Below are 24050 nucleotides of genomic sequence, written 5' to 3' on the forward strand. Positions count from 1 at the left end.
CGTTTTCCTGTGAACTTCACGTGAATTTAATGAAAGTAGAACATTTGCTAATTCTCCATTTAATACATCAATTTTGAAAATTATGGTGATTCATCCTGTATCGCTAATCTCTAAAGCTGCAAAAAGGACTAATATTTTCATTAGTCCTTTTTCACATTTATATAAAATTGAATTTCTCCATCTATAGAGGAAACTCCATATTCAAAACCATGCCTTTCTAAAATACTTTTCACTATCGCTAAACCTAATCCTGTACCTGATTTTTCTTTACTACGAGAAAATTCTAGTACGTAAAAAGGCTCCCAAATTTTCTCGATATCTTTAATTTTATCCGTATGAATGCCATTTTTTATTTGAAAATATATACTTTTATTTCTATCTTCTAAAGTAATTATTATGTTTTGATTTGCTGAATATTTTATTGCATTAGAAATTAAATTTTGAAACACCATTCTCATTTTATTTAAATCTGCATAAACGATTGTATCGCTCATATTACAGTTTACTTGCAAGTTAATTTCTTTCGAATCCAGTTCAATCTGGTGCTTATCTAATATACTCTGGACCAGTGGTTCAATGGGGAATTCTTCTTTTTGTAAAATATCTCTTTCTAGTTTAGAAAATCGTAATAATTCTTCAATTAAGTTTGATATTTGATCTGTTTGTTTAATAATTGTATCTACATAAGTCCCATCATCTAATCCATCTTTAATCCCCATAGAGTATGCTTTTACTAATGCGATCGGTGTCTTTAATTCATGCGTTACATCACCCATAAATCGTTTTAAATGTTCATTACGATCAGTTAAGTCTTGATGTGCTTCATGTAGTTTTTCACTCATGATATTAATACTATTGGCCAACTCTCCTATTTCATCATTCGTTTTCACTTTCGTTCTTTTAAACTGCAAATGTGAAATATCCTGAGCCACATCACTTAACTCTTTCAGTGGTGTCGTTATTATTTTTGAAAGTATCCACACAAGTAAAATAATAAGAAGGAGCGAGAAACATAGGATATATAAGTAAAATGTATTTAACGTATTTATAATTTCATTTGAATTCGCAATGGAAGTCCCAATTAAAATTATCGTATCATCTTTCGCAATATATTTAGCAAAAAAACTCGCTTTTACCTTTCCTTGATCGTACAGTTTATTCGATTGCCCTTCCGTCTTCACTTTCATAACTTCGTCTTTCGTAATCCAAAGCTTATTTAACGTTACTTTCTTTTTCGTAAGTTGCATGCGTAACGCGTCGTTCATAGCATCTTCTGACTGATTAATTGGCGTATACGCAATTGTAACATTATTTTCACTTTCAATTGTATGAATAACATCTTCTAAATCATTGACTGGCGCATTTTGTATTTGAGTTGTAAATTCATTTAAGTTTTCACGTGTTTTATAAATATTATATTTCGGCAGGAGAAAGTTAATTAATAATAAAGAAATTGTAAATATAAGAATAACGGTTAAAGAAATGCTGAGAAATAGCTTTTTCCCAAGTTTATTCACTTTGTTCCTCCAAACTATAACCCAGCCCACGATGCGTCTTAATAATATTTTCTCCAATTTTTTTACGCAGCCTTCTTACATGTGTATCAACCGTTCTCTCTTCTCCAAAATAGTCAAATCCCCATACAATGTCTAACAATTTTTTACGAGTTAAAATAGTTCCTTTATGATTTAAAAAGCATTTTATTAATTCGAGCTCTGTTTTTGTAATTTCTAACTCTATATCATTTTTATATACTTTATTTTTGGCGAAATTTATCTTTACATCTTGTACTTGAATAATATCATCATGCTGAATAAGTTTTTTCGCTCGTGTAATTAGTACTCCTGGATGAAATGGTTTTTTTACGTACTCATCTGCCCCACTTTGAAGCGCTGCTAATTCATCTTCACTTTCACTTTTCGCCGTAAGCATTAATACTTTTACGCTTGAATTCTTTTTTATTTCCTGACAGACAGTAATACCACTATGTTTCGGCATCATCCAATCCAAAATAGCTAAATCAATTTTTTCATCATAAAATATTTGAAGTGCTTCCTCTCCGTCTTTCGCTAATAATACTTCAAAGCCTTCTTTTTCAAAATAAGCTTTTAAAATCCTTAACATATCTTGTTCGTCATCTGCAATTAAAACTTTCATATTTTTTCCTCCATTGCTTTTAAACAAAAACCAATTGTATCATACAACATCTTTGTTACATGAATGTGACAGAAAAATATTTAAAGCTTTTGAGGGGATAGTAATGGTGAGGTGTTGTACTATGATAAAAAAAATCGGGGTCATTTCTCTTCTTCTATTTCTATTATCAACAAATGCGTTCGCAAATACAAATCAACAAATTGAAGTATTTGATTGTCAAAAAGAAATGGTCATTCAAAAACAATCTTTAGATCCAATAGTCCAAAAAGAAGCAGTTCAATACGCTAAAGCAATTACTGGTCCATTTAAAAACTTAAATGTCGTTCCAAAAGATGGCTATATGATAAAAATCCCATTATCTAAGCCGGTTTCTATTACTAATCAATGGTTACACACTACAATAGACGAAGTACTTATACTGCTCCCACTAAATGAAAAGCCTTATATTATGCTTTATGATGATGAAAATAACCCGCATTTTTATTATGTAAAAGGTAAACCAGGATTATTATTGAAACAAATGAACGTTAAAACATAATTGACTGAAAAGGAGTCACCTTATAAGCTAAATTTTAAAAGCTAAGGTGCTCTTTTTTATAATAACAATTTAGTAAATGAAATTATAAAAGTTGTCTTTTAATATAAGGATCGCAACTTCATATATCAGCGATTTTTAAGATATATCGATTTACCAACAAAAAACCTGTTCGTAGCTATTATTTGGATAGCAATCTCTATAATAGTTTGTAGTGACTCGATCCCTTATATAATCCCCCTTTTACAAATCCATTCGCAGTATAAAACACATCCCCTTGCTTCGTGTCAGTATGTAAAACAATCACTTCAAAATATTTTTCCGCATGACATAATAGTTGGTTTAATAATAAGTTCCCTAACCCTATACGCCGATAATCCCTTGAAATATAAAATCTCCTTAACCGCCCAATCTTATTGTCTTTTGTGTACGGATCCTCATTTAAACCTCCAACTCCAATTAACATATCACCTTGGAAAACACCATATAAACATTCTCCAGTTTTATTGAATACATTTATTTTGTTTTTATATTCATTTATTAGCCTTATAAGGAAACTAAAACCTTCTTCTTCACTTTCTTGAACGAGATGACTGAATTCATATTCCATTAAATTTTCTATTTGTTGAATATGTATATCTTTCAAGTCCATTCCCCCTAAGTATGAAAATACATAAAAATGCTCGAGAATCATTTATTCTGAGCATTTTTATGCTTATTACTTTATTTAATTCATAGTATGCATATACTTCACTTCATATGTAAATCGATAATACAGTTGATTAATTTTATTATGAAAATATAAGAGCCTTGTTACAATCTAGTGTGTCGTAAGGCTCTTTAAAGTTTTTTAATTCTTATTGAACTAAAGCATCTGTTTGTTTAAGTGTATACATTCACCATTTATAATTTCTCTCAAATATACTATCAGTTTATATATTCCTCATTCTTCTCTAACAGGTTCAAGATAAATTATAATTTGTTAATCGATATGTTTGTGTAACCACTGTTCAAATATCTTTAACTGTTCTTCGGTATGAAAGTAATGTTCACCCGTCTCCATAACTTCTAATTCACAACGATGTTTTTCTGTAAAATAGTTAACAGTTTCAAGTTCACACAGTTCATCCTTAGCTCCGTACATAATATATGTATCTATATTCCATATATTAATAGGATGTTCTTTTACATAGCATAAATAATCCCAATGTAACTTTTGACCAATAGGTGTCTCTATAGTCATTTCTTTTTGCAAAAGCTCTGGTGTTACATTAAACCATTTCATCATATTTTCGATAATTCGTTCCATATTAACTACTGGTGATAAAAATAATGCCTTTTCTACCACATCATTTTGATAAGCTAAAAGGCTAAAATACGCTCCCATACTACATGCAAACACGTTTATTTCTTTCCAATGTTCTTTTGCATAATTCATAATTATAGATAATTCACTAACACAAATCTGTACTTTGCAAGGCGTATTATCATCTTTTCTTTCTCCATGCTCAGGTAAATCAAAGCTTAATACTTGATAACCTTTTTGTTTGGCTTCTTCAGCTAATATTTGAATAATTGTATCTTCCTTATTTGACATATTTCCATGTACTGCAATAAAAATTTTATCACTCTTATCTCCCCATAAAACCGCAGGAATATTACTAATTTTAAAATTATTTTTAATCATATTCCCTCCATAAACTAAGACATATAGGACTTGGCAAAAAACGCACACACTTTATTTACCTCTGTACAGCAGGTAATATCCCCTTCAACTCCATTAAATCATCTATTACTACATCAGCCTGAGCAAGTTCATCTTCTTGCGCAAAATCAAAATTACACCCAATTGCAAGTAAACCGTTGTCTTTCGCTGCATTTATATCAGATAGCCGGTCACCAACTACCGCTGCCTCTTTTATATCATATTTGTTCATAATACTTTTAACTAAGTCACCTTTATTTAGCGATTGTATTTGTTCAATACTAAACGTTTCAATCACCCACTTGTCTAAAGCATAATAAGTTACGATTGCTCGTAAATATTCTTTCAAACCATTACTAGCAATGTAAATGGAACAATTATTTCCTTTTATATATGTAAATATTTCTTTTACATTTGGATATAAAGCGCCTTTTCCGCTTTTTATGTTTTCAATAAGTCTATCTAAAAAATATGCATCTGTTTGTTCTCTTATTTCAATAGAATGGTCCGGTAATAAAGCTTCCCAAACTTTCGGTAACGGCACACCCATAATTTCTCTATATTTATCAATTGGTGTTACTGTATCCCATAATTGTAATGATCTTAAGTGATCAAAAGTATCATCTAATGATAATTCTAAAATTTTATCTGTTTGAAATAACGTACCATCCATATCAAAAATTAATGCTTGTAACATTCCTATCTCTCCTTTTGGACTATGGTTTTACCAGATATATTTTTAAGCATCTCAATAATAATTTCTGAGCAATAATTCGCAGCAGTTTTCGCGAAGTCATCATAAGAAATTTGAGCTTCATCATTTGCGCTGTCAGAAATACATCTTATAATGAGAAACGGTATATCATTTATATAGGCAACATGTCCAATTGCTGCCCCTTCCATTTCTGTACAATGAGGTGCGTATTCGTCTATTAATTTCCCCTTTAACTTTGAATCTTCAACAAAACATTCACCGCTGACAATTCTTCCTTCATGAACTGCAATCTGTAAACTACTACTAATACAAGCTTTACGTGCTAACTCTACCAATTCCTTACTTGCAATAAATTCTTCTTGGAACGGAAATAAGTTTTTCATTTGAGTTTTACTTACATCATGATGAGTAACATTCGTTGAAATAACTATATCGCCGACTTTTACATCTGAATGTAATCCACCAGCAACGCCCGTATTAATGATAGAGTCTACATCAAATTTATGAATTAATGTTTGCGCGCATGCAGCTGCATTTACTTTCCCTACACCAGAACGTGTAATAATTACTTCTGTTCCCATGAATTCTCCAATATAAAAAGGCATTCCCGCTATTGTCTGTTCCTCTTGTATAACTAGTTTTTCTAAAAGTAAATCTATTTCAATTTGCATTGCTCCGATAATGCCGATTCTGTTTATGTATGTAGTCCCCTTTATTAATTAATCCCTTTAATCCGCTCAGACATAACCGATAATAAAAATTTCGGAAGTACAAGTTGTCTCTTTAATCTTTTCGGCTGTGAGAGTAACCTATACAGCCATTCAGTTCCAGTATCCCTCATTATTTTTGGTGCTCTTTTTACAGTACCAGATATTATATCAATCATACCTCCGATACCAATAGATAGCGGAACGTTTAATGTTTGTATGTTTTCATAGATGAACTCTTCTTGTTTTGGTGAACCTAGTCCTACGAGTAGTAAATGCGGCTTGAACTGCTTAATTTTCATTTTTATTTCCTCTATTTCTTCACCATTTACAAATCCATGCTGTCCTTTAAATTGTGCTCCTGGGAACTGCTCATTTAATTTTTCTAATGCCTTTTTATTACTTTCTGGCGCAGCTCCAAAAAGAAAGAAACGATATTCATTGTCGTTACAATATTTTATTAAATCGTGAGTTAAATCCGCCCCAGTAACACGTTCTTTCAAACTTCCTTTTAATATTTTCGAGCCAATTATGACACCAATCCCATCCGCTGTTATTAAATCCGCAGATAGTAACATCTTTTTAAATTCCTTTGATTTTTCCGTATTTTCCTTTGCAGACATAACAATTTCAGGATTTGCAGTTACTACAAACCTTGGTTTCTCTTGTTGTTCATGTAGCCAACCTTTTAATAAACTTATAGCTTTTGCATATTCTAAAGTTGAAAAAGGTATACCTTTTATAAACTGCTGATCCACTGTACTCTCCCCTTACATAAGCTGCAAATATTCATCAATGTCTTTAGAAATTTGAATAAAAGCTTTATTCCAAAATTCATAATTTCTTATATCTATTTCAAAATGTTTTTTCATAAGCTCCTCTACTGGAGCCTTTCCTGTTTCTCGTAAGAACTCTTTATATTTCGAATGAAAAGTACTTTTACCTTCTTGAGCTATTTCTAATAAGCTAAAACTTACTAAATATCCAAATGTGTATGGATAATTGTAAAAAGGAACATCTGCTATATAAAATTGAATATATTTCATCCATACAAACGGCTGGTATTCACTTAAAGCTTTTCCATAAGCTTCTTTTTGTGCAATTATAGATAATTTCTCAATTTCATCAGCACTTAAAGGACCCTCTTTACATTTTTCATAAAATGTTTTTTCAAACTGATACGATGCTCGTATTGCCATTACATAATTAAAACTATTTCTTATTTTCCAGCTAAGTAATGACTTTTTCGTATCTTTACTATCCGTTGTTTCAATTAGATAATTTAAGAGTACCGTTTCAAAGAAAATAGATGCTGATTCAGCCGTACTCATTGGCAAATAATCATCTAAAAAAGATGTAGATTGTTCAAAACTCATATTATAAAAATGCCAAGCATGTCCTAATTCATGAGCGAGCACTCTTACACTATCTATACTCCCATCATAACGAATGGAAATTCGCGATTCTTTCTCACTGAAAAATGGAGCACAAAACCCACCTGGTGGTTTATTCTCTCTCGGTTCAGCATCTACCCAACCACTTTCTATCGCATTACGTGCAAATTCTGCTAATTCTTCATCAATATTCTTACATGCATCATAAACGTTTTGTATTGTTACTGAAAAAGGAATCATGATCTCATTACTTTCCTTTACCGTCATAAGTTCATGCCATGTAATTGAAGCTTTTCCTTTCTTATACACGTTTAAAGCACTTACTAATTTATCAAGGTTTTCTTCTGTCGCATTCCACATTTGGAATAATACAGTTTCTGAAATGCCATTCGCATGAAAAGATTGTGTTAAAATCTCTCTATCTTCTATTTCATTACTCTTTGCATTACGCAATCTCCCTATTTGATTTAATACAGTAGCAAAGATTTCTTTTTCCTTATGTAAAGTACTTGTAAGTAACTCGAATACTTCTAATCTTTCCTTTTCATTATCACTATTCATTGCAATAGTATTTGCTTGTCCAAAGGATAATTGTTTATTATTGTGCTCTATTTCTATCCTATCCCGTAATTGTATGTACATATTTTCCCAAGCATTAAGCTCATCTTTTATTAACTTAGTATTATCTGAAGTTTCCACTTCATTATGTTTTATTACTTGCTGTAATTCATTTTTTAGTTCCTTCACTTTCACGGTCAATTTAGTAAGGTCAGATGGTACACTTTCTTCAACTGATCTACAGTACAAATAGTATTCTGTTTTCTCAATAGCTTGTATTAGCTTTGAAAGAACCTCTACATCTTTTGTTACAAAATATTTCTCTTTCAACTCCAAAATTGGAAATAGAATATCCTCATTCAAATACAAGCGATTTAAATCCCATCTAGCAATTTCTTGCATTTTTATAGTCGCCTCCTATTTTTACAAATAGTTACAGATATTTCTCCCCACACAATTATATATGAAATGGCAAAATTTTGATATCTTCAAATATTTAAATTCCTACAAATACATTCTTATTTATACTCTTTTCTTCTACCATTAAGTATCATTCCACATATAAAAAATACTCCCTCTACAAGAGAGCAATTCATATAGGAAAACTTCAAAGATTTTATCTTCACCAATACCATATCGACCGGTAATCACAGATTAAAGAAAAAAGGATTGATCAAATGATCAATCCTTTACTCTACTTCATTTAAGAAAAATAACGTTATAACGCCAGGTCCTGTATGTGCTCCGATTGCTGCACCAATTGTATTTACGATAAATACTTCACAACCGAATCTTTCCGTAATTAATGATTTTAATGCTTCCGCTGTTTCTAAGTCATCACCATGAGTGATACCGATTGTTTGACCTTTAAGGTCTTTACCACGCTCTTCCATAATATCAACAATTCGGCTTAATACTTTCTTTTTCCCTCTTACCTTTTCAAGTGGTACAAGTTTTCCTTCTTCCACGTTTAAGATAGGCTTAATGTTTAGTAAACCACCGATAAAACCAGCTACTTTACTTAAACGTCCACCTCTAACAAGGTACTGTAAGTCAGCTACAGTGAAGATGTGCTCCATATGGTTCATTAGAAAAGCGACACGGTTTAAAATATCTTCTTTTGATGCGCCGTCTTTTGCCATTTTAGCAGCTTCTAAAACGACAAGACCTTGACCAAGCGAAGCACATTTTGTATCAATAATTTCTAAATCTAAATCTGCATATGTTTCTTTTACTTCCTCTTTAATGACAACTGATGATTGATATGTACCAGACAGTTCAGATGAAAAAGCTAAATATATACAAGGATTACCTTCTTTTGCATAAGAAACAAATTTTTCTTGGAAAGTTTCAAGTGAAGGCAATGATGTTCTATAAACAGCGCCTTCTCTCATTTTTTGTAATAATGTAACTGACTCTAATGTTACTCCATCTAAATACTCTGTTTCTGCTTCATCATATACACGGAGTGGAATTAAATCAATATCATATGCTTGCAGCAATTCTACTGGTAAATCCGCCGCACTATCCGTAATGATTTTAACACTCATTTTTAAACCTCTATTCTGTTATAAATATAAAATAATAAAATAAAAATAGTACTTTTAAATTATATACGTAAAACTTAAATGAAGAAAGGAAAACACTTTATATTGTATGCACTATTCTTCAAAACTTGAACTATTAATGAAAATGATTCTATTTTAAACACCTTTTTCTTATTATTTTTCTATAACACGAGTAATTTTATAAGTATTTTGTATCCGTATATTTTACTTCTTTAACTTAATATTAACTTTTCAAATTCATACTGTTTAAAATTGAAAAGCCAAATCCAATAAAGGAAATGGCTTTTCAATTTTCATAAAATAACCAAACTTTATTTTCCATCACATTGTTTGTTTACATTCATACTTTGGTGATGTTGAATATTAGTCCAGTTATGATAAATATTTATAGCCTGTACTATAATTAAAACAGTGAATATTTACCTGTAAGATGCACTATATCTAAATAAGGTTAAACATTTTATAAAATATTTAATTTTACTAGTAAAGCTAATAAAATTTGGAGAAGAATTTGAACATTTACTGCTATGTCTGTATCTGTAGTCGTAACTGTAACATTTCTAGAATTTCTAATAACAGTTTCTTGTTTATTAATTTGTTTAATAGATGATTTTTGAAACAATTCTTGTGCTACACGGTCAGCTTTTTCACTATCTGCTATAGAAATACTTATTATAACCACGATAGCTGCTTGTAATGCAGCTTGAATAGATAACGCAGCTTTTGTATCTGTAGTAGTAACTTCTACATCTGCTGAATCAACTATTGTAATAGATTCTTCAGAAATTTGGTAAGTTTTACTTTCTTGTGCTGCAGCTTCTGAAACGGTAGCATTTTTAAAAGATGGATGAGGATTTGAGGAGTCTAATGCACTCCACCTTTTATTTTCATCTGAATGACATGTTTTTTTCATACATTCACCCCCTTTCAATCTAAATAATTATTAACTTGTGATTGTATTTCAGAAACAATACTTTTAATTTGCTGCTTTTTTTCTGGCGATAAATTTTTTAGTTTTTCTTCATTTATCCCATGCCTATTAAAAATATCTGAGAGTAAAAGGTCTATAATTATATTCTTTTGATCCTTATCAAACTTAAAGGAAGAAAATTTATTTAAATCATCCATTTACAATATTCACTCCTATCAGTTTTCTATAAAAATTTAGATTAACTACCAGCATTATATGTATTTAAATAAAAAATGCTTGGACAAGTAACTTAATCTTTTATTTTCACGGCTTTTTACTAATAAAATCAAAAAGCTGTCTTCTAATACGAAGACAGCTTTCCTTTACTTCACATATATAAGTTTTATTCACTGTTAAATAATAGGTTCACCTTTGTTATTGTGTAGTTTTCCACACTTAATTTCCCATCAATCTTGAATATTAATTCAGTCATAATGAGAAAGTCCAAGCTTGTACCACATATTACAACAAAAAATATTTACTTAGAGTGAACCCTTATAGCTAAATATAAATAGGATAGACACTTTATAAAATGTTTAGTTTAACTAGTAACGCTAATAAAATTTGAAGAAGAATTTGAATATTCACTGCAATATCTGTATCAGTAGTTGTTACGGTTACGTTTCTGGAATTTTTAATAAATGTTTTTTGTCTATTAATTTGTTTAATAGATGATTTTTGAAACAGTTCTTGTGTTATTTTATCTGCCTTTTCACTATCTGCTATAGAAATACTTACTACAACCACAATAGCTGCTTGTAACGCGGCTTGGATAGATAGTGCAGCTTTTGTATCTGTAGTAGTAACTTGTACATCTGCTGAATCTACTATTTCAATATATTCCTCAGAAACTTGATCGATTTCATCTGTTTGTATAGCTTCTTCTAAAAAATTTGCATTTTTACTAAATGAATAAGAATTTACTGATTCGGAATCCTGTTTTTTTGGTTCAGAACCCCGATTTAATGGATCACGTTTTTTCTTTCTTCTACAAACTTCACAATCACACATAAAATCACCCCTTTTAGTCTAAAAAATTAGCAATATAAAAATATTGGCTAACTACTAGCATTTTATGTATTTTTAAAAAAATTGTTTGGACAAGTAACTGAATTTATATTTTATTTCTAATTCTTTTTTGTAATAACAAAAAGCTGCCTTCTAATAAGAAGACAACCCTCTTTTATTTCACATTTATATAAAAGACCCATACTTAAATACATTTAACTTCATATGATATATTGCATCCTTTCTTTTTAGAATGAGTAGTCGTTACTGAAGGGCACTTTTCGAAGTGCTCTTATCTTTAATCCCCCTCTTTTTCAGGAAGAATTTTTTTTACTAAATCCTAATATGATTTGTATCACTAGGGCTGGCGATTACCACATTTCCTTAATAGCTTCAATGAATACAGTAGCTACTAATTAAAATAACCCTATGATTTTCTCTACACTTAAACAATCGTGCGTTACCGAACACATAAACTAATTTTTATTTTGACTATGTAACACTAAATTTACAAGATTACTATCCTATGTTTGGTGAAGCCATCATTTCAATGCCAGCAATCCCACACTTTTAACTAATAACTTAAACAAATGTGCTATCTCAAGGTTCTTTTGATATAGTATCTTATGTTCTATATAATGAAGAGAGCGCTAGTATTCCGAAGGAGGATGTATATGAGTATTCAATTGGCCACATCTAACGATTTAGAATGGATTAATAACCAATATGACTCAATAGGATTTGTACGGAGTGATTTAAAGAGAGATAAAGTTGCAATTATTACATATAACAACGAGTATGCAGGCGTTGGCCGATTAGTCCAAATAGATGAAGATACTTTAGAAATGGGCGGAATTTTTATTCTGCCTCAATTTAGAGGGCTACAATTAGCTGGTGAGCTTGTTTTATTTTTAGTAGAAACTGCAAAAAAATCACAAATACAAAATGTATATTGTCTTCCTTTTGAGGAATTAGAAAACTTTTATAAGAAATATGGATATACTGAAGTCAATACTACGAAAGAAGCAGTCCATCCAATTATTCTAAAAAAATATAATTGGTGTTTGGAGAATTACGATAAACACGTTCTACTCTTCAAATTGTAAATGTAATAAAAAAATATATTCTCAATCGTTTTTCTATCAGTACTCCTAATCGGAGCTAAGGATTAATCAAAGATATTTTATCTCTCCTTTTATAAATGGCTGATTAAAACTCAATGTTCTGTCAATACTATAGGTAACATGATTGTATTTCTCCATTCCCCCTTGGAGAAGAGCAGTTAGCTTTTGCTAACTGCTCTTTTATTTTTTCAAAAAGTCACATAAATATCTTTAATTCCAAACATTCAAAAGATAAAATGTGATAAAATTGTTATGAAGATATTTACCAACTAATACATGTGCCCTAGACTTACGTACTAGGGCGCATGTATTTTTTAGTATGTAACTCCTTCACTCATCTATTATCTACAAAATAAGTATCATATGCCTTATCAAATTCATATCCTAACTTTTCTGCTAGTTTAGCAGATGTAGTATTCGCTGCGTCCCAGTTTGGATACTTTCCATTTTCTAAGCAATCCAATATAATAGCTGCACTAACTACAGTTGCCAAGCCCTCTCTTCTATGATTGTGATCAGTCGCAACTTCAATTTCAATCCCATCATTATAAATACTATAGGAGGATGCACCGCATACAACTTCTCCATTATATAAAATGCTATAACCTATACCACGGTTTATATAATCTTCTATCGAATGAAATTGACTTGTAAAATCTTCAGATATCTTATGTAATTTGGGGCTATTTGCGATATGCTCATCTATTCTTCTTAACTCATATTCTTTTGGAAGTGCTGATATAAAAGATTGTAATTTTGAACGATTAAAAACTTCTGGATTTCGTTTGAATTTATAACGTAAAAACTTATCTATTTTTCTTTCATGGAATGTTTCTAAGCGTTGTTTCCACTCTTCACTATTTACGATAACTAAAATTCTTTCTGGAATATTACGTAATAACTCTTCTGTTTCTTTCGTATTTGGGTCTCCAGCGTAAAATGTAAAAATTCCTACCGTAACTTGTGCTACTGTTGGATTTTCAAGATCATTTACCCAAGCAGTACCCATATGCCCTTGTAAATAAGAAAGTAAAACAACGTTATTGAAATCCTCAAACATAGAAACTAGTTTTTTTCTTGTATGTATATTCGCTTCATATATCATTTACATTCCCGCCTTCTTTAGAATCAACCACTCTTAACATTTTCATGAGCGCTCCATAATTCGTATTCATATACACACCCACCTGTTCATCATAAAAGCAATTGACTATTAAATTGAAACTTCGAATATTTATAAAATATCAGTAAACATAAAATGATTATAACATCTACTAACTATGAAATGATCAACCTATAAAATAAGTCAACAATAAATATATTTCTTACTCGTTAACAAACGGTTTGAAGGATCAACATAATTAATTATGTAACAACCCTCAACAATAGTTTGAGGGTGCATTTAAATACATGTATTATAACTCATTTTTATAAATAAAAGATTCCGTCTCACCGTTCTTATATACTTTAGTCAATTTAACAACTGACTTGTACGTATTATCGTCATCCTCTATCATTTTTTCATCTCTTCTATTTCGGCATCACCAGTTCCGCCCTCTATTTTTAAACAGTTCGAAATGGCAAGGTATCCGCTTGATGCCAATATAAAAATAAAAATCGTATCAGGAAAATTAATAAATAATAATCCGTAGTTTAAAGGGTCTCCAGCTGGATGTGATAAAAGTAATCGAAAACCTACCAGTTCAGGTACTTGAACAAAATCTCTAGAAACTCTCGGTTCACAACCCACTTACACTCCATCCCTTCTCTATATAGAATTGCTACTACATACATATAGGAAGAAAATAAGAAAAGCTTGGACAATATAACTTTAACGTAACATTATCGTTACCTACTCGTACATTTATATGGAAATCACACCAATTTTGAGTAAGAACACATAATTTTTACTATAAATACATATAACAATTTCATCTTTCATAAAAAAAACGTTATAATGAGGTGTAGCCTCTACGATTACGTTATAAAGGAGATTAAAATTATGGCTAAAATTAAAGTGTACCAAGCAAAAGAAGAAAATATGGATGCAGTAAAAAATATCATTGATGTTGAGGAACAAAACCCAACTGCTGAAAATTTACAAAATCTATATGCGTGTGTATTAGATACTGAAGATATGGCATTGCCTGAATCATATATTGAAGAAGATATCTTAATTGATTCTATTGAAGTTATGGTTAACGCTTCTCAAAGCAAAGTAAGAGACTTAGGCGCATACGATGTAATCGAAGTTCAAAACAAAGGCAAGAAAACGCAAATTTTATTACTTGCAGACGAAGAATACGAAATTATCGAAGGCTAATCTAACACCGTACATATGAAAAAGCTCCTTTCCAATTGGAAAGGAGCTTTTTCATTACGCTTTTGATGTTTCACTCTTTTTATTCATTTGTTCTTTCTTAATTACCATACGCTCATTTCCCATAAAGAAAATGAACATGAATGCTAATCCAGCTGGTACCAATGCCCACATGAATGTTTGAACAATTGAACTAGAAAGAGCGTCAATAATCTTATCTAATATTTGCGGAGGGATTTGAGATCTTGCCGATTCTGATAAAATGGCTCTTGAATCCCCTAATTTTGTATTCATTCCCCCGCTCATCCCTTTAAATGCTTCTTCTAATTGATCTTGGAAACCTGTTCTTTGGATCATTCCGAAGATTGTAATACCTAGTGTCATTCCTAATGAACGAATGAAGTTACTCGTTGAAGTTGCAGATCCACGCTGTTCCATACCGAAGTTATGAATTGAAGCCATACTTAGTACAGAGAATGAGAAACCTACTCCAAATCCGATAATAATCATATAAACCGTTAATAATGCACGACTTGTTTCTGGCGTTAATGTACTTAATAAGAATAATCCGATTAACATAATAACAGCAGAAATAATCATAATGTTTCGGTAGCTCAGCTTAGTCGTTAAAAATCCACCTAACTGCGCTGTTACGACTGATCCTAGCATCATAGGTAAAAGTAATAATCCTGAGTTTGTTGCAGTCCCGCCGTATACACCTTGAATGAATAACGGAATGTAAACAGTTGCTGACATAAATGCAGCACCGTAACATAATGCAATAATTGTACTCATTCCGAATAAGCGCTGCTTAAACATCTCAAATGAAATAATTGGTTCTTCTACTTTTCGTTCAATAAAAATGAATGCGATGATTAAAATAGCGAATCCACCAAATAAACTTAAAATAAAGCTAGAATCCCAATCATATTTTTGTCCGCCTAGTTCAAGCGCAAACATTAAAGAAACTACTGCACCAACTAAAGTAATTGCGCCAAACCAATCAATCTTTTGCTTTCTATGAACGCGTGATTCTTTATAAAAGAATGTAATAAAAATAAGTGCTAAAATGCCAAGTGGTAAGTTAATATAAAATACCCAGTGCCAGCTAATGTAATCGGTAATATATGCGCCAAGTAATGGCCCGAAAATACTAGATAATCCAAATACAGCTCCGAATAAACCACCCATTTTCCCGCGTTTTTCAGGTGGAAAAATATCAAAAACGATAGTAAACGCGATCGGCACTAATGCCCCGCCGCCAATACCTTGAATGGCACGATAAATACCTAACTGTGTAATATTTTCAGCAGTACCACAAAGTGCCGAACCAATCATAAAGACAATTAAACCGAAAATAAAGAATCTCTTTCTACCATACATATCTGATAGCTTACCGAAAATAGGCATGCCTGCCATTTCTGCGACCATATAGGCAGAAACGACCCATACAAAGTTTTCGAGGCCTCCTAAGTCACCAACGATTGTTCCCATCGCCGTTACGACAATGGTATTATCCATCGATGCCATTAAAATACCTAGCAATAAGCCCGCCACAACAAAGCCGAGCTTATTATTCTTCTCAACCATATCTCTTGCTCTCCCTCATACTACTTATATTTGTTTATGTTCTTTTACGACTGCATTACCTTTTTGATTAAAACTAGTATGATATTCTACAACACTAATTTCACATCCAGGACCAATTGTGACGTTGTTGCCTCTTACAACTTCAGCAATCGTATGTTCTAAATAGATATCATCTCCTTCAACAATTGAAGTTTGGAGGTTTCCAGCATGACTAGTAAAAGGAATAAATCTCGCTTTTTTACGAACGGTAATTTTTTTACCACCAATTTCTCTTACCTTACTGCCTTCATAACGAAGTGAGATTTGAATATTTTCAGCATTAAGTAATCCATCACTTTCAAGACCACCAGTTAATGATAAATCTTCTACTTCAATATCTCCCTTTACATTTAAAGCACCTTTTACATCTACGAAATCACCTGAAAACTTTCCTTCAATATTTATCATACCTCTAACTTTTGTTTTTTCAATATGAGCATCACCATGAATTTGTGTATTACCATATACTTTTACATATTCCGCATCTACATTTCCTTGTACTTCGTTATCTCCATACACGACATAGTTTTTCACTTTCACATTACCGCGTACATCACTCGTTCCGTACGTTTTAAACTCATTGCAACTCATATCATTCGTAATTGTTCCTTCACCGCGAATCTTCACTTTATTATAATCTCCGCCTGCTGAATTACCAGAACCATTTACTGTGAGACTATGTGGATGTTCCATACTGATTTCTCCCTTCCGTTAAACCTGCTTAATTTCTTTTACATTTGCATTTTTATCAACAGTAAGAACACCGGTATATTCAATCAGTTCAATCTCACAGTTTGCTCCTACTGTAACATTGTTTCCTCTTACCGTTCTTATGTGAGCATAATCAATATCGATATTGTCACCTTCTAATAGTTCAGCTTCTAACTGCAAGCCAAATACTGTTTTAAATAGCCTACTAAATGTACCTGATCTATGTCTTACTTTAATCGTTTGACCACCAATTTCTTTCGCTCGACATGTACCGTGAATATTTATATTAATTTCATCTGCGCTTAATAAACCACCGATTGTAAATTGTCCTTCTGAAGAAAAAGTATCCACTTCACAATTACCGTCAATTGTAGCTTGACCATTGACTTTAAATTCTTCACCAGTGACATTTCCACCTATCGTACCTTTTCCTGCAATTTTTAAACTGTTTGCTTTTACATTTTGCGTAATTGTTGCTTTTCCATCAATTCGCATCGTTTCAGCATGAACTGTGCCATCAACTTTACCAGATCCGCTAATTCGTGCACTGCTACTTTTCAAATCGCCAGTAACTGCACCGTAACCGTTACATTCAAATTGCTCACATTCAACATTTCCATTCACAGTTCCTTTTCCGTTTAATTGCACTTTATGAAACTCGCCACCATTCGATGAACCGTAACCATTTATAATCAAATTATCTGTACGCATACTTTCTCCTCCACTACAACAATTTAGTTTTTAATGCTTCGGTATATTTCATAATCGCTTCGCGTAAAACGATTTTGGTGCCTTTTTCAAAAATTAAATCGTCCACGTTTGAAACCAATAAACATGTAGAAATACCTAACTTTCGGACAATAATTAAGTCACAAGTTTTATGTTTAATTGCTTCATAATTTTCACGTAAAACTTGCAAGACCATTTTTCCTTCTTCTAAACTAATCTCTCCTGATTGTAGTAATTCTTCTAACATGTACACATAAAGAATATCTACAAATTGAAACTCTGCTCTTTTATTCGTTTGTTCTATGAAAAATTGTAAAACTGGTTCTGATGCAATCCCCTTGCATAAAATGTCTTCCTTTGTTAAAAGAATTTCTCTCACACTCGGCGAAAACATGTTCGCTAGTTCATCAAGTGATAAATCCTCTTTCATCGTTTGGATTTTATCGATACGCTCTAATATCTTTTCTTTCGGAAAAAATGTCTCTTGACCTGTAAACGTTGATTTTCGTACAAACCAATCTTCCGGAATTAAATTTTTTCTTTTCCACCTATATAACTGTCCGTATGAAATACCAGTTAGTTCTAATAAATCTTTTTTTGAAATTAAATCTGTACTCAACTGTATAACACTCCTTCCTGATAACAATGTAACATAACACTGTTACGCTGTAAATAGACTTTTATCACAAGTAGCGTAACAATGTGTAAAACAAACCTATTCCTACATACAAAAAAGGCTCTTACACACCTTATGAAAATGTGCAAAAGCCCTTATATATCAAGACTTAAACCAAATATTATAAAAATCAATCCAACCTTGTGAATTAATCATTATATTTTGAACTTTTTCATGTGTACTTACCTCTTGTTTATTACGATATAAAGGAATAATATGAATTTGACGTAACAAAGTATCCTCGATATCGCGTAACAGTGTAACTCTTTTCTCTAATTCTTCTTGTCTAAAATAAGGAGACAACTTTTCATGAAAGTCCATGCTGCTTTGTCCATGAATAAAACTATTTTTTGTAAGAAACATATATAATAGACTATCTTCTATTCGTTCACTAATTGTAGCACTATCATGCATCATATCGGCCTTTTGTATCGTACTTACTTCCAATAGCTCTTCTATATCAAGAAAATTATTTTCTACACGAATCCCGTATTTCGCACACTCTTTTTGTATCCACTGTGCATCTTCAACATGATCTCGTCCTGTAAATGTGTAGAGTTGTAGCACTTCATTATGATAAGTACTCCTTTTAATTAAACTTTCTACATCTTCCTCAATCTCTACAATGCTTTCACCTGCTAATATTAGTTTTTTTGCCACTTCTCCACGTTCTCCGCCGAGTTCTTGAACGATTGTATAACCATGAATGATGTTATATAACGCTTTCCGAAATAACGCATCTTGCATTGGTCCTTCTTTCGTAAGATTACATGTTATATATGTCACGTTCGACTCAAGCCGAGACAATTCTTTATTATGTTTTTCTTTATCTTTATACTGCGCCTTTACTAAAACATCGTATGTACTTACACCTTGTTCTACATTCCACAACTCAATACGATCTAAAAAAGGTCTTTCACGAAAATATAAAGGATGTCCTTCTAAAATGAACAGATTTTCATTACTTTTATATAATTGAAAAGGCCCTGTTCCAATTAGCTCTCCTGCTTCATCTTCATTCACGATAGAACACTGTTCTGCACTTAGCATATGTAAAAACATTCGATTTTCCGTATGTAATTGAATTTCGAAAACGTAGTCATCCACTGAACGGATATTTTCAACGTGTTGTAACATCCATGCGTGTGCATTATTTTCCAGCTTCATAAATCGATTCAACGAGTATATAACATCATGTGCAGTAAGTTGTTTTCCATTATGAAAGTGAACTCCTTTTCGTAAGTAAAACGTCCATATTTTTTCAGCGTCATTATATTCCCAGTGAAATGCAAGTCTTGGCTCTATAATGTTTGTATTACCGTCTACATACACGAGTGTGTCGAATATATGTTTTACCATATGGCATTCTGAACGCATTGTAGCGTATACAGGATCTAATGTGATATCTAAATTCATTTGTACTTGCAACCGGAGTACATCTCTTCTCCCTTCAGATGTCATTTCAACCTTATGACCAAATATTGAATCCACCCAGGAGTGATATTCTCCCTTTACCGATGGAAAATGTGAGCTATAGCGTTCCACAAATATGCTTCCGCTTTTCACATCCCCTTTTTTCGTTATTTCTTTTCCTCTATCTAAAATTAAAGACATCGGGTGCTTTTGAAATATTAATTTAGAACGATTTCCTCTGCCGCGACCTGGAAACCACTTAATCCAATTTAACTCATCTAATTTTTTTATAATTAATTTACTATTACGCTCTGTACAAAATAGTGTTCCAGATATATTTTGCACTGTTACTTCCAATCGTTCTCCCTCTTTTTTCCCTTTTCCATAAGCAATCCATAGTTCAATGTATTGATCTAAAATAAACATCATACTCCCCCTAAAAGGTGAAAAATACTCCCTATTGTTTCTACCCTTTTTCCAACTCTCCTTTCATCTTATCATTTCAATATAGAAAGGAGGAATTAATATTGAATTATCTCTTACTTCGTTACAATAAACCTATTTTTATTAGACTGTGCGGTGAATTATTAACCCGAACGACTGAATCTATGTTAGCTCTCATTATGATTATTTACATCAATAAAATGTTAAACGGCAATGTAATAATAACTATGCTAATTTTCGGATTACAGCCACTTTCAGACATTTTATTTACACTTATTGCTGGAGGAATTACTGATAAATATGGCCGAAAAAAGATTATGTTACTCGGATTATTACTACAAGGTGTTGCAATCGGTAGTTTCGTTTTCGCTCAATCCGTTTTTATATTTGCACTGTTATATGTCATTAATGGTATTGGCCGTTCCTTATACATTCCAGCTCAGCGTGCACAAATTGCTGATTTAACAAAACAAGAGCAGCAAGCAGAAGTTTTTGCTCTCCTACAAACGATGGGAGCAATTGGATCCGTAGTCGGCCCTTTAATAGGTGCAAGTTTTTATAATACTCACCCAGAATATTTATTTATCGTGCAAAGTGTAACCCTTACGATATATGCCGTTGTTGTTTGGACCCAGCTCCCAGAAACCGTTCCACCTATGAGTAAGTCGAAACAAACAGTTGAGGCAAGTTCACCAAAGCAATTTATTTTTAAACATTATGCCATATTCGGTCTTATGGTTTCTACACTTCCTATTAGCTTTTTTTATGCACAAACTGAGACGAATTATCGTATTTTTGCAGAACATGTATTTCCTAATCTCGTATTCATACTCGCATTTATTTCAACATGCAAAGCCATTTTGGAAATCATTCTACAAATCTTCCTCGTAAAATGGTCTGAACGATTTTCTATGGCGAAAATCATCCTTATTTCTTACGCCTGCTATACAATAGCTGCAGTTGGCTTTAGTTATTCAACGACGATATTCTCGTTGTTCTTCACCTTACTCTTTTTAGTCATTGGAGAAAGTATTGCTCTAAACCATTTATTACGATTCGTTTCAGAAATTGCACCTCACAATAAACGTGGTTTATATTTTTCAATTTACGGTATACACTGGGATATATCTCGAACATGCGGACCAGTTATTGGTGCAGTTTTATTAAGTAAGTTAAATGGAAGTATGCTGTTTTATATTTGTGCTAGTTTCTTATTAATTGGAGGTATTGTTCAAGCACTGTTTGTTCAAAATTTAGAACGTAAAAAAATCATGAACCAGCCTACACATAATTTATAGGTTACTACTTTTTCAGTAGATCAATATTTCTTATTGGATGAATATTAAAAAACAAAAGTGAAGTATTTCGCGTATGAAAGTATGTTTTATTTGGCAGGAGACGTTCCTTATTTACAACTAAAAACACCTCACTTAAGGAAAGTGAGGTGTTTTTGAAATCACTTAATTTCTTATCCTGCCATTTTATTAATACTATCCTCTGGTGAAAATACAGAAATATGATCTACCTTACCAGTCGATTTTGGAATGACAAATTTCAGCTCATACTGGTTATTTACTTTGTATACATATATTTTATCTTCACCATTCTCTTTAACTGAAGATGGTTTTCCTAATGCTTTTTCAATTTCTTGTAATGTAATCAATTTTAGTTCTGCATGATATGAGCGTACATCAAAAACTTGTGACCCTTTATTAAATCCGAAAACAACATTTTTATTTGTAAAAATTGCGTACATTCCGTTCCCTGCATATTCGGTTTTATTTGCTTTCCCCCACACTTTTTCAATTTCTTCAATATCCCCTGTATGGGCTCCAAATGGTACATTAGGTACTTTTCCTTCTTTTGCGAGTTCAAACAAATCTTTAACGTGGTTAATTGATTTTTGATTAAGTGTTCTATTTTTCGAATCTGGGTCAGGCGATGGTTTTGTTGTTTTTTCATTGCTTGGTTTTGCTTCAGGATTTTTCTGTTCTTCTGAAAAATTACTTTGTTCATTTTTATTATTTTCCGAGGTTGGATTTGTTTCCTTTTTTTCGTCTGTCTCTTTACATGCGGCTAGCGCAAACATACATGTAAACACCAAAAATAACATAACTATTTTTAAATATATTTTCATCATTTTTACCCCCTATTGCATCTTATTCATTTCGTTAACCAACCCATTACACTACTTTTCAAATTATGTTTGTTCCAAAAAGTCAGTGCTTCATTCTCTCCAAAAGCTTGTACAAAATATATTACAAAAGCTGTTTCTAAAAAGTAACCAAGTCTGTTATATCCGAAGTAACTACCTCCTGATAAACGAAACCATTTTCATATCCTTATTTAAACCTTCTCTTCTCAATGATAATATCCTCTATCTATAACTTAAAACATGCTCTCACAACAGCTCCTTGAAACAGAAAAAAACCAGTAGGAAGTGATTACTCTTTTCCTACTGGTTGAAATAAAATTATACGGTAAATCTTAGCTTCTTAAAAAATGTAGCGATAGTATTTTTTACAGTTTCAAAATTATAAGCAAACGTGTTATCTCCACTTAATGATGAAATACATGTTAAACCTGCAGCTTTAATAAAAGCTTTTACATCTACAAGCATAGAATTAGCCTCCATGAATTTAATTACAATAATTATAACAGGTGTTTTACGATGCTAACATGAAAGTAATAAATAAATTTCTATTATTAATTTATCCCGCTATTTGCCGGGCAGTAAGATCCCCACCTCAAAATTCAGCGGAAACAAAGAAGTTAGGTGGGGGCCCTGCTGTCCGTAAAAGCCCGATTGGTGAGGGCTGATAATCAGTGGGGATGAACAAAACCCCCACTGATTAAAGTTTCACTTTATTTAGCTCACAGTACACCATTCCAATGTCATATAAAAAAGCTGCCCAAAAAGGGCAGCTTCAAATATGTATATTACACTTCGATTGATTTACCATCTTCAACAATATGATAAAGTAAATGCGCTAAATGATGAATTGGACCGTATTCTTCCTCTTCCTCATCTGTTTCACCTTGGAACTCAAGATCGTTTAAGTACAGTGCTAAAAATTGATAGTATAGTTTTAAATCAAATCCGTAGCACGCAGTTGGCTCTTCATGATCACCTTCGTATTGTAACATTAAGTATTGATCGTTTCCTTCTGCATCTTCTGCGTCAAAGAATACGAAGAATCCAACGTTTGTATCTAAATCAAATAGATGACGAGTGCCTTTTTCTGTTGCTTTGTTGAAGTCCTCTTCACTTAATTTATGTACTGTTGTCGCTTTAGCATTATCTTCTTGATGGAAATTTACTGTAAATGTTTTCAATGCTGACACCTCCTGATTGTATAATACTAGCATAACATATAAAAAGGACTGCTTACAAATGTAAACAGCCCTTACATTCATTTTCGCATTGCTCGTAATAAGAAGCTTACGATGAAAATCAAAATGATCGCACCGATTAAAGCTGGAATAATTGCATATCCGCCAATGACTGGACCAAAACTACCAAGTAATTTCGAACCAACCCAAGAACCGATAATACCAGCAATAATATTACCAATTACACCACCAGGTACGTCCTTTCCAGTAATTAAGCTCGCAAGCCATCCTAATATACCACCGACGATTAAAGACCAAATCATATAATAACCTCCTTTGCATTTCACCAATCAA

26 protein-coding genes and 2 pseudogenes are annotated in these 24050 nt (G+C 32.1%); 4 read left to right on the forward strand and 24 right to left on the reverse strand.

What is annotated here, in order from left to right:
- Positions 1–140: 140 nt before the first annotated feature.
- A complete protein-coding gene (locus ES895_RS14935; RefSeq protein WP_135238454.1) occupies positions 141–1517 on the reverse strand; it encodes a sensor histidine kinase in 1377 nt (458 codons plus the stop codon).
- The gene (locus ES895_RS14940; protein ID WP_000865979.1) at positions 1510–2157 is read right to left on the reverse strand and encodes a response regulator transcription factor; all 648 of its coding nucleotides are present in this window, start codon (positions 2155–2157) and stop codon (positions 1510–1512) included. Before ES895_RS14940 ends, ES895_RS14935 begins: the two co-directional genes overlap by 8 nt.
- 121 nt (positions 2158–2278) lie before the next feature.
- Between ES895_RS14940 and ES895_RS14945 the strand changes: the two genes are divergently transcribed.
- Positions 2279–2695: a hypothetical protein gene (locus ES895_RS14945; RefSeq protein ID WP_000591761.1), complete on the forward strand. Its 417-nt coding sequence runs from the start codon at positions 2279–2281 to the stop codon at positions 2693–2695.
- Positions 2696–2891: 196 nt separating this feature from the next.
- Here ES895_RS14945 and ES895_RS14950 read toward each other — a convergent pair whose 3' ends face one another.
- The 10 genes from ES895_RS14950 to ES895_RS14995 all read right to left on the reverse strand — a co-directional run bounded on the left by ES895_RS14950 (position 2892) and on the right by ES895_RS14995 (position 11320).
- Entirely contained in the window at positions 2892–3386 is a 495-nt protein-coding gene (locus ES895_RS14950) for a GNAT family N-acetyltransferase (RefSeq protein ID WP_002103229.1), read from the reverse strand.
- 288 nt (positions 3387–3674) lie between these two features.
- Entirely contained in the window at positions 3675–4379 is a 705-nt protein-coding gene (locus tag ES895_RS14955; protein WP_135238455.1) for an alpha/beta hydrolase, read from the reverse strand.
- Positions 4380–4434: 55 nt separating this feature from the next.
- Positions 4435–5094 (reverse strand): HAD family hydrolase, encoded by a 660-nt coding sequence (locus ES895_RS14960; protein ID WP_097813701.1) that lies wholly within the window; start codon positions 5092–5094, stop codon positions 4435–4437.
- Between the two features lie 2 nt (positions 5095–5096).
- Positions 5097–5810, reverse strand: a complete 714-nt coding sequence (locus ES895_RS14965) for a 5'-methylthioadenosine/adenosylhomocysteine nucleosidase (RefSeq protein ID WP_098312387.1) — start codon at positions 5808–5810, stop codon at positions 5097–5099.
- Positions 5811–5827: 17 nt separating this feature from the next.
- Positions 5828–6577, reverse strand: coding sequence for a WecB/TagA/CpsF family glycosyltransferase (locus tag ES895_RS14970; RefSeq protein WP_098312386.1), 750 nt, complete (start codon positions 6575–6577; stop codon positions 5828–5830).
- A 12-nt stretch (positions 6578–6589) separates the two neighbouring features.
- Positions 6590–8173 carry a M3 family metallopeptidase gene (locus tag ES895_RS14975; protein WP_135238456.1) on the reverse strand — a complete coding sequence of 528 codons (1584 nt, stop codon included), beginning with the start codon at positions 8171–8173 and terminating at the stop codon, positions 6590–6592.
- Positions 8174–8460: 287 nt separating this feature from the next.
- Complete coding sequence (locus ES895_RS14980) at positions 8461–9321, reverse strand: DegV family protein (RefSeq protein WP_000111645.1); 861 nt, start codon at positions 9319–9321, stop codon at positions 8461–8463.
- A 478-nt stretch (positions 9322–9799) separates the two neighbouring features.
- Complete coding sequence (locus ES895_RS14985; protein WP_000750486.1) at positions 9800–10252, reverse strand: spore coat protein; 453 nt, start codon at positions 10250–10252, stop codon at positions 9800–9802.
- A 14-nt stretch (positions 10253–10266) separates the two neighbouring features.
- On the reverse strand, positions 10267–10467 hold the full coding sequence (locus ES895_RS14990) for a spore coat protein W (RefSeq protein WP_000342253.1): 201 nt from the start codon (positions 10465–10467) through the stop codon (positions 10267–10269).
- A 367-nt stretch (positions 10468–10834) separates the two neighbouring features.
- Complete coding sequence (locus ES895_RS14995; RefSeq protein WP_000332786.1) at positions 10835–11320, reverse strand: spore coat protein; 486 nt, start codon at positions 11318–11320, stop codon at positions 10835–10837.
- A gap of 671 nt (positions 11321–11991) precedes the next feature.
- Here ES895_RS14995 and ES895_RS15000 point away from each other — a divergent pair.
- A complete protein-coding gene (locus ES895_RS15000; protein ID WP_000027150.1) occupies positions 11992–12423 on the forward strand; it encodes a GNAT family N-acetyltransferase in 432 nt (143 codons plus the stop codon).
- Positions 12424–12775: 352 nt separating this feature from the next.
- Here the strand turns inward: ES895_RS15000 and ES895_RS15005 are convergent, their stop codons facing one another.
- Positions 12776–13546, reverse strand: a complete 771-nt coding sequence (locus ES895_RS15005) for a GNAT family N-acetyltransferase (RefSeq protein ID WP_000638734.1) — start codon at positions 13544–13546, stop codon at positions 12776–12778.
- Between the two features lie 310 nt (positions 13547–13856).
- Positions 13857–14182: pseudogene (locus ES895_RS15010) on the reverse strand (BC_2878 family exosporium-associated protein); the annotation flags it as partial.
- Between the two features lie 261 nt (positions 14183–14443).
- Between ES895_RS15010 and ES895_RS15015 the strand changes: the two are divergent.
- Entirely contained in the window at positions 14444–14764 is a 321-nt protein-coding gene (locus ES895_RS15015) for a hypothetical protein (RefSeq protein WP_001062727.1), read from the forward strand.
- Between the two features lie 54 nt (positions 14765–14818).
- On the opposite strand, the gene ES895_RS15020 is transcribed toward ES895_RS15015, so the two are convergent.
- The 5 genes from ES895_RS15020 to ES895_RS15040 all read right to left on the reverse strand — a co-directional run bounded on the left by ES895_RS15020 (position 14819) and on the right by ES895_RS15040 (position 20345).
- Entirely contained in the window at positions 14819–16351 is a 1533-nt protein-coding gene (locus ES895_RS15020) for an MDR family MFS transporter (protein WP_000229619.1), read from the reverse strand.
- Positions 16352–16375: 24 nt separating this feature from the next.
- Positions 16376–17083 carry a hypothetical protein gene (locus ES895_RS15025; RefSeq protein ID WP_000400911.1) on the reverse strand — a complete coding sequence of 236 codons (708 nt, stop codon included), beginning with the start codon at positions 17081–17083 and terminating at the stop codon, positions 16376–16378.
- Positions 17084–17101: 18 nt separating this feature from the next.
- Positions 17102–17812, reverse strand: coding sequence for a bactofilin family protein (locus tag ES895_RS15030; RefSeq protein WP_001258384.1), 711 nt, complete (start codon positions 17810–17812; stop codon positions 17102–17104).
- A 13-nt stretch (positions 17813–17825) separates the two neighbouring features.
- Complete coding sequence (locus ES895_RS15035) at positions 17826–18449, reverse strand: YhbD family protein (protein ID WP_000102238.1); 624 nt, start codon at positions 18447–18449, stop codon at positions 17826–17828.
- A gap of 159 nt (positions 18450–18608) precedes the next feature.
- Positions 18609–20345: an ABC transporter substrate-binding protein gene (locus ES895_RS15040; RefSeq protein WP_000470207.1), complete on the reverse strand. Its 1737-nt coding sequence runs from the start codon at positions 20343–20345 to the stop codon at positions 18609–18611.
- A gap of 101 nt (positions 20346–20446) precedes the next feature.
- Between ES895_RS15040 and ES895_RS15045 the strand changes: the two genes are divergently transcribed.
- A complete protein-coding gene (locus tag ES895_RS15045; protein ID WP_001108454.1) occupies positions 20447–21661 on the forward strand; it encodes an MDR family MFS transporter in 1215 nt (404 codons plus the stop codon).
- Positions 21662–21831: 170 nt separating this feature from the next.
- Here the strand turns inward: ES895_RS15045 and ES895_RS15050 are convergent, their stop codons facing one another.
- The 5 genes and pseudogenes from ES895_RS15050 to ES895_RS15070 form a co-directional block, all read right to left on the reverse strand.
- Entirely contained in the window at positions 21832–22503 is a 672-nt protein-coding gene (locus ES895_RS15050) for a YjgB family protein (protein ID WP_002103234.1), read from the reverse strand.
- A gap of 23 nt (positions 22504–22526) precedes the next feature.
- Positions 22527–22697 (reverse strand): annotated as a pseudogene (locus ES895_RS15055) (aminopeptidase); the annotation flags it as partial.
- A 139-nt stretch (positions 22698–22836) separates the two neighbouring features.
- Entirely contained in the window at positions 22837–22983 is a 147-nt protein-coding gene (locus tag ES895_RS15060) for a hypothetical protein (protein ID WP_000959548.1), read from the reverse strand.
- A 320-nt stretch (positions 22984–23303) separates the two neighbouring features.
- A complete protein-coding gene (locus tag ES895_RS15065) occupies positions 23304–23699 on the reverse strand; it encodes a hypothetical protein (RefSeq protein ID WP_000847587.1) in 396 nt (131 codons plus the stop codon).
- 77 nt (positions 23700–23776) lie between these two features.
- The gene (locus ES895_RS15070) at positions 23777–24019 is read right to left on the reverse strand and encodes a GlsB/YeaQ/YmgE family stress response membrane protein (protein WP_000638306.1); all 243 of its coding nucleotides are present in this window, start codon (positions 24017–24019) and stop codon (positions 23777–23779) included.
- Positions 24020–24050: the final 31 nt, after the last annotated feature.

The organism is Bacillus sp. 007/AIA-02/001 (genome assembly GCF_004634455.1).
GTDB classification, from domain to species: Bacteria; Bacillota; Bacilli; order Bacillales; family Bacillaceae_G; genus Bacillus_A; species Bacillus_A cereus.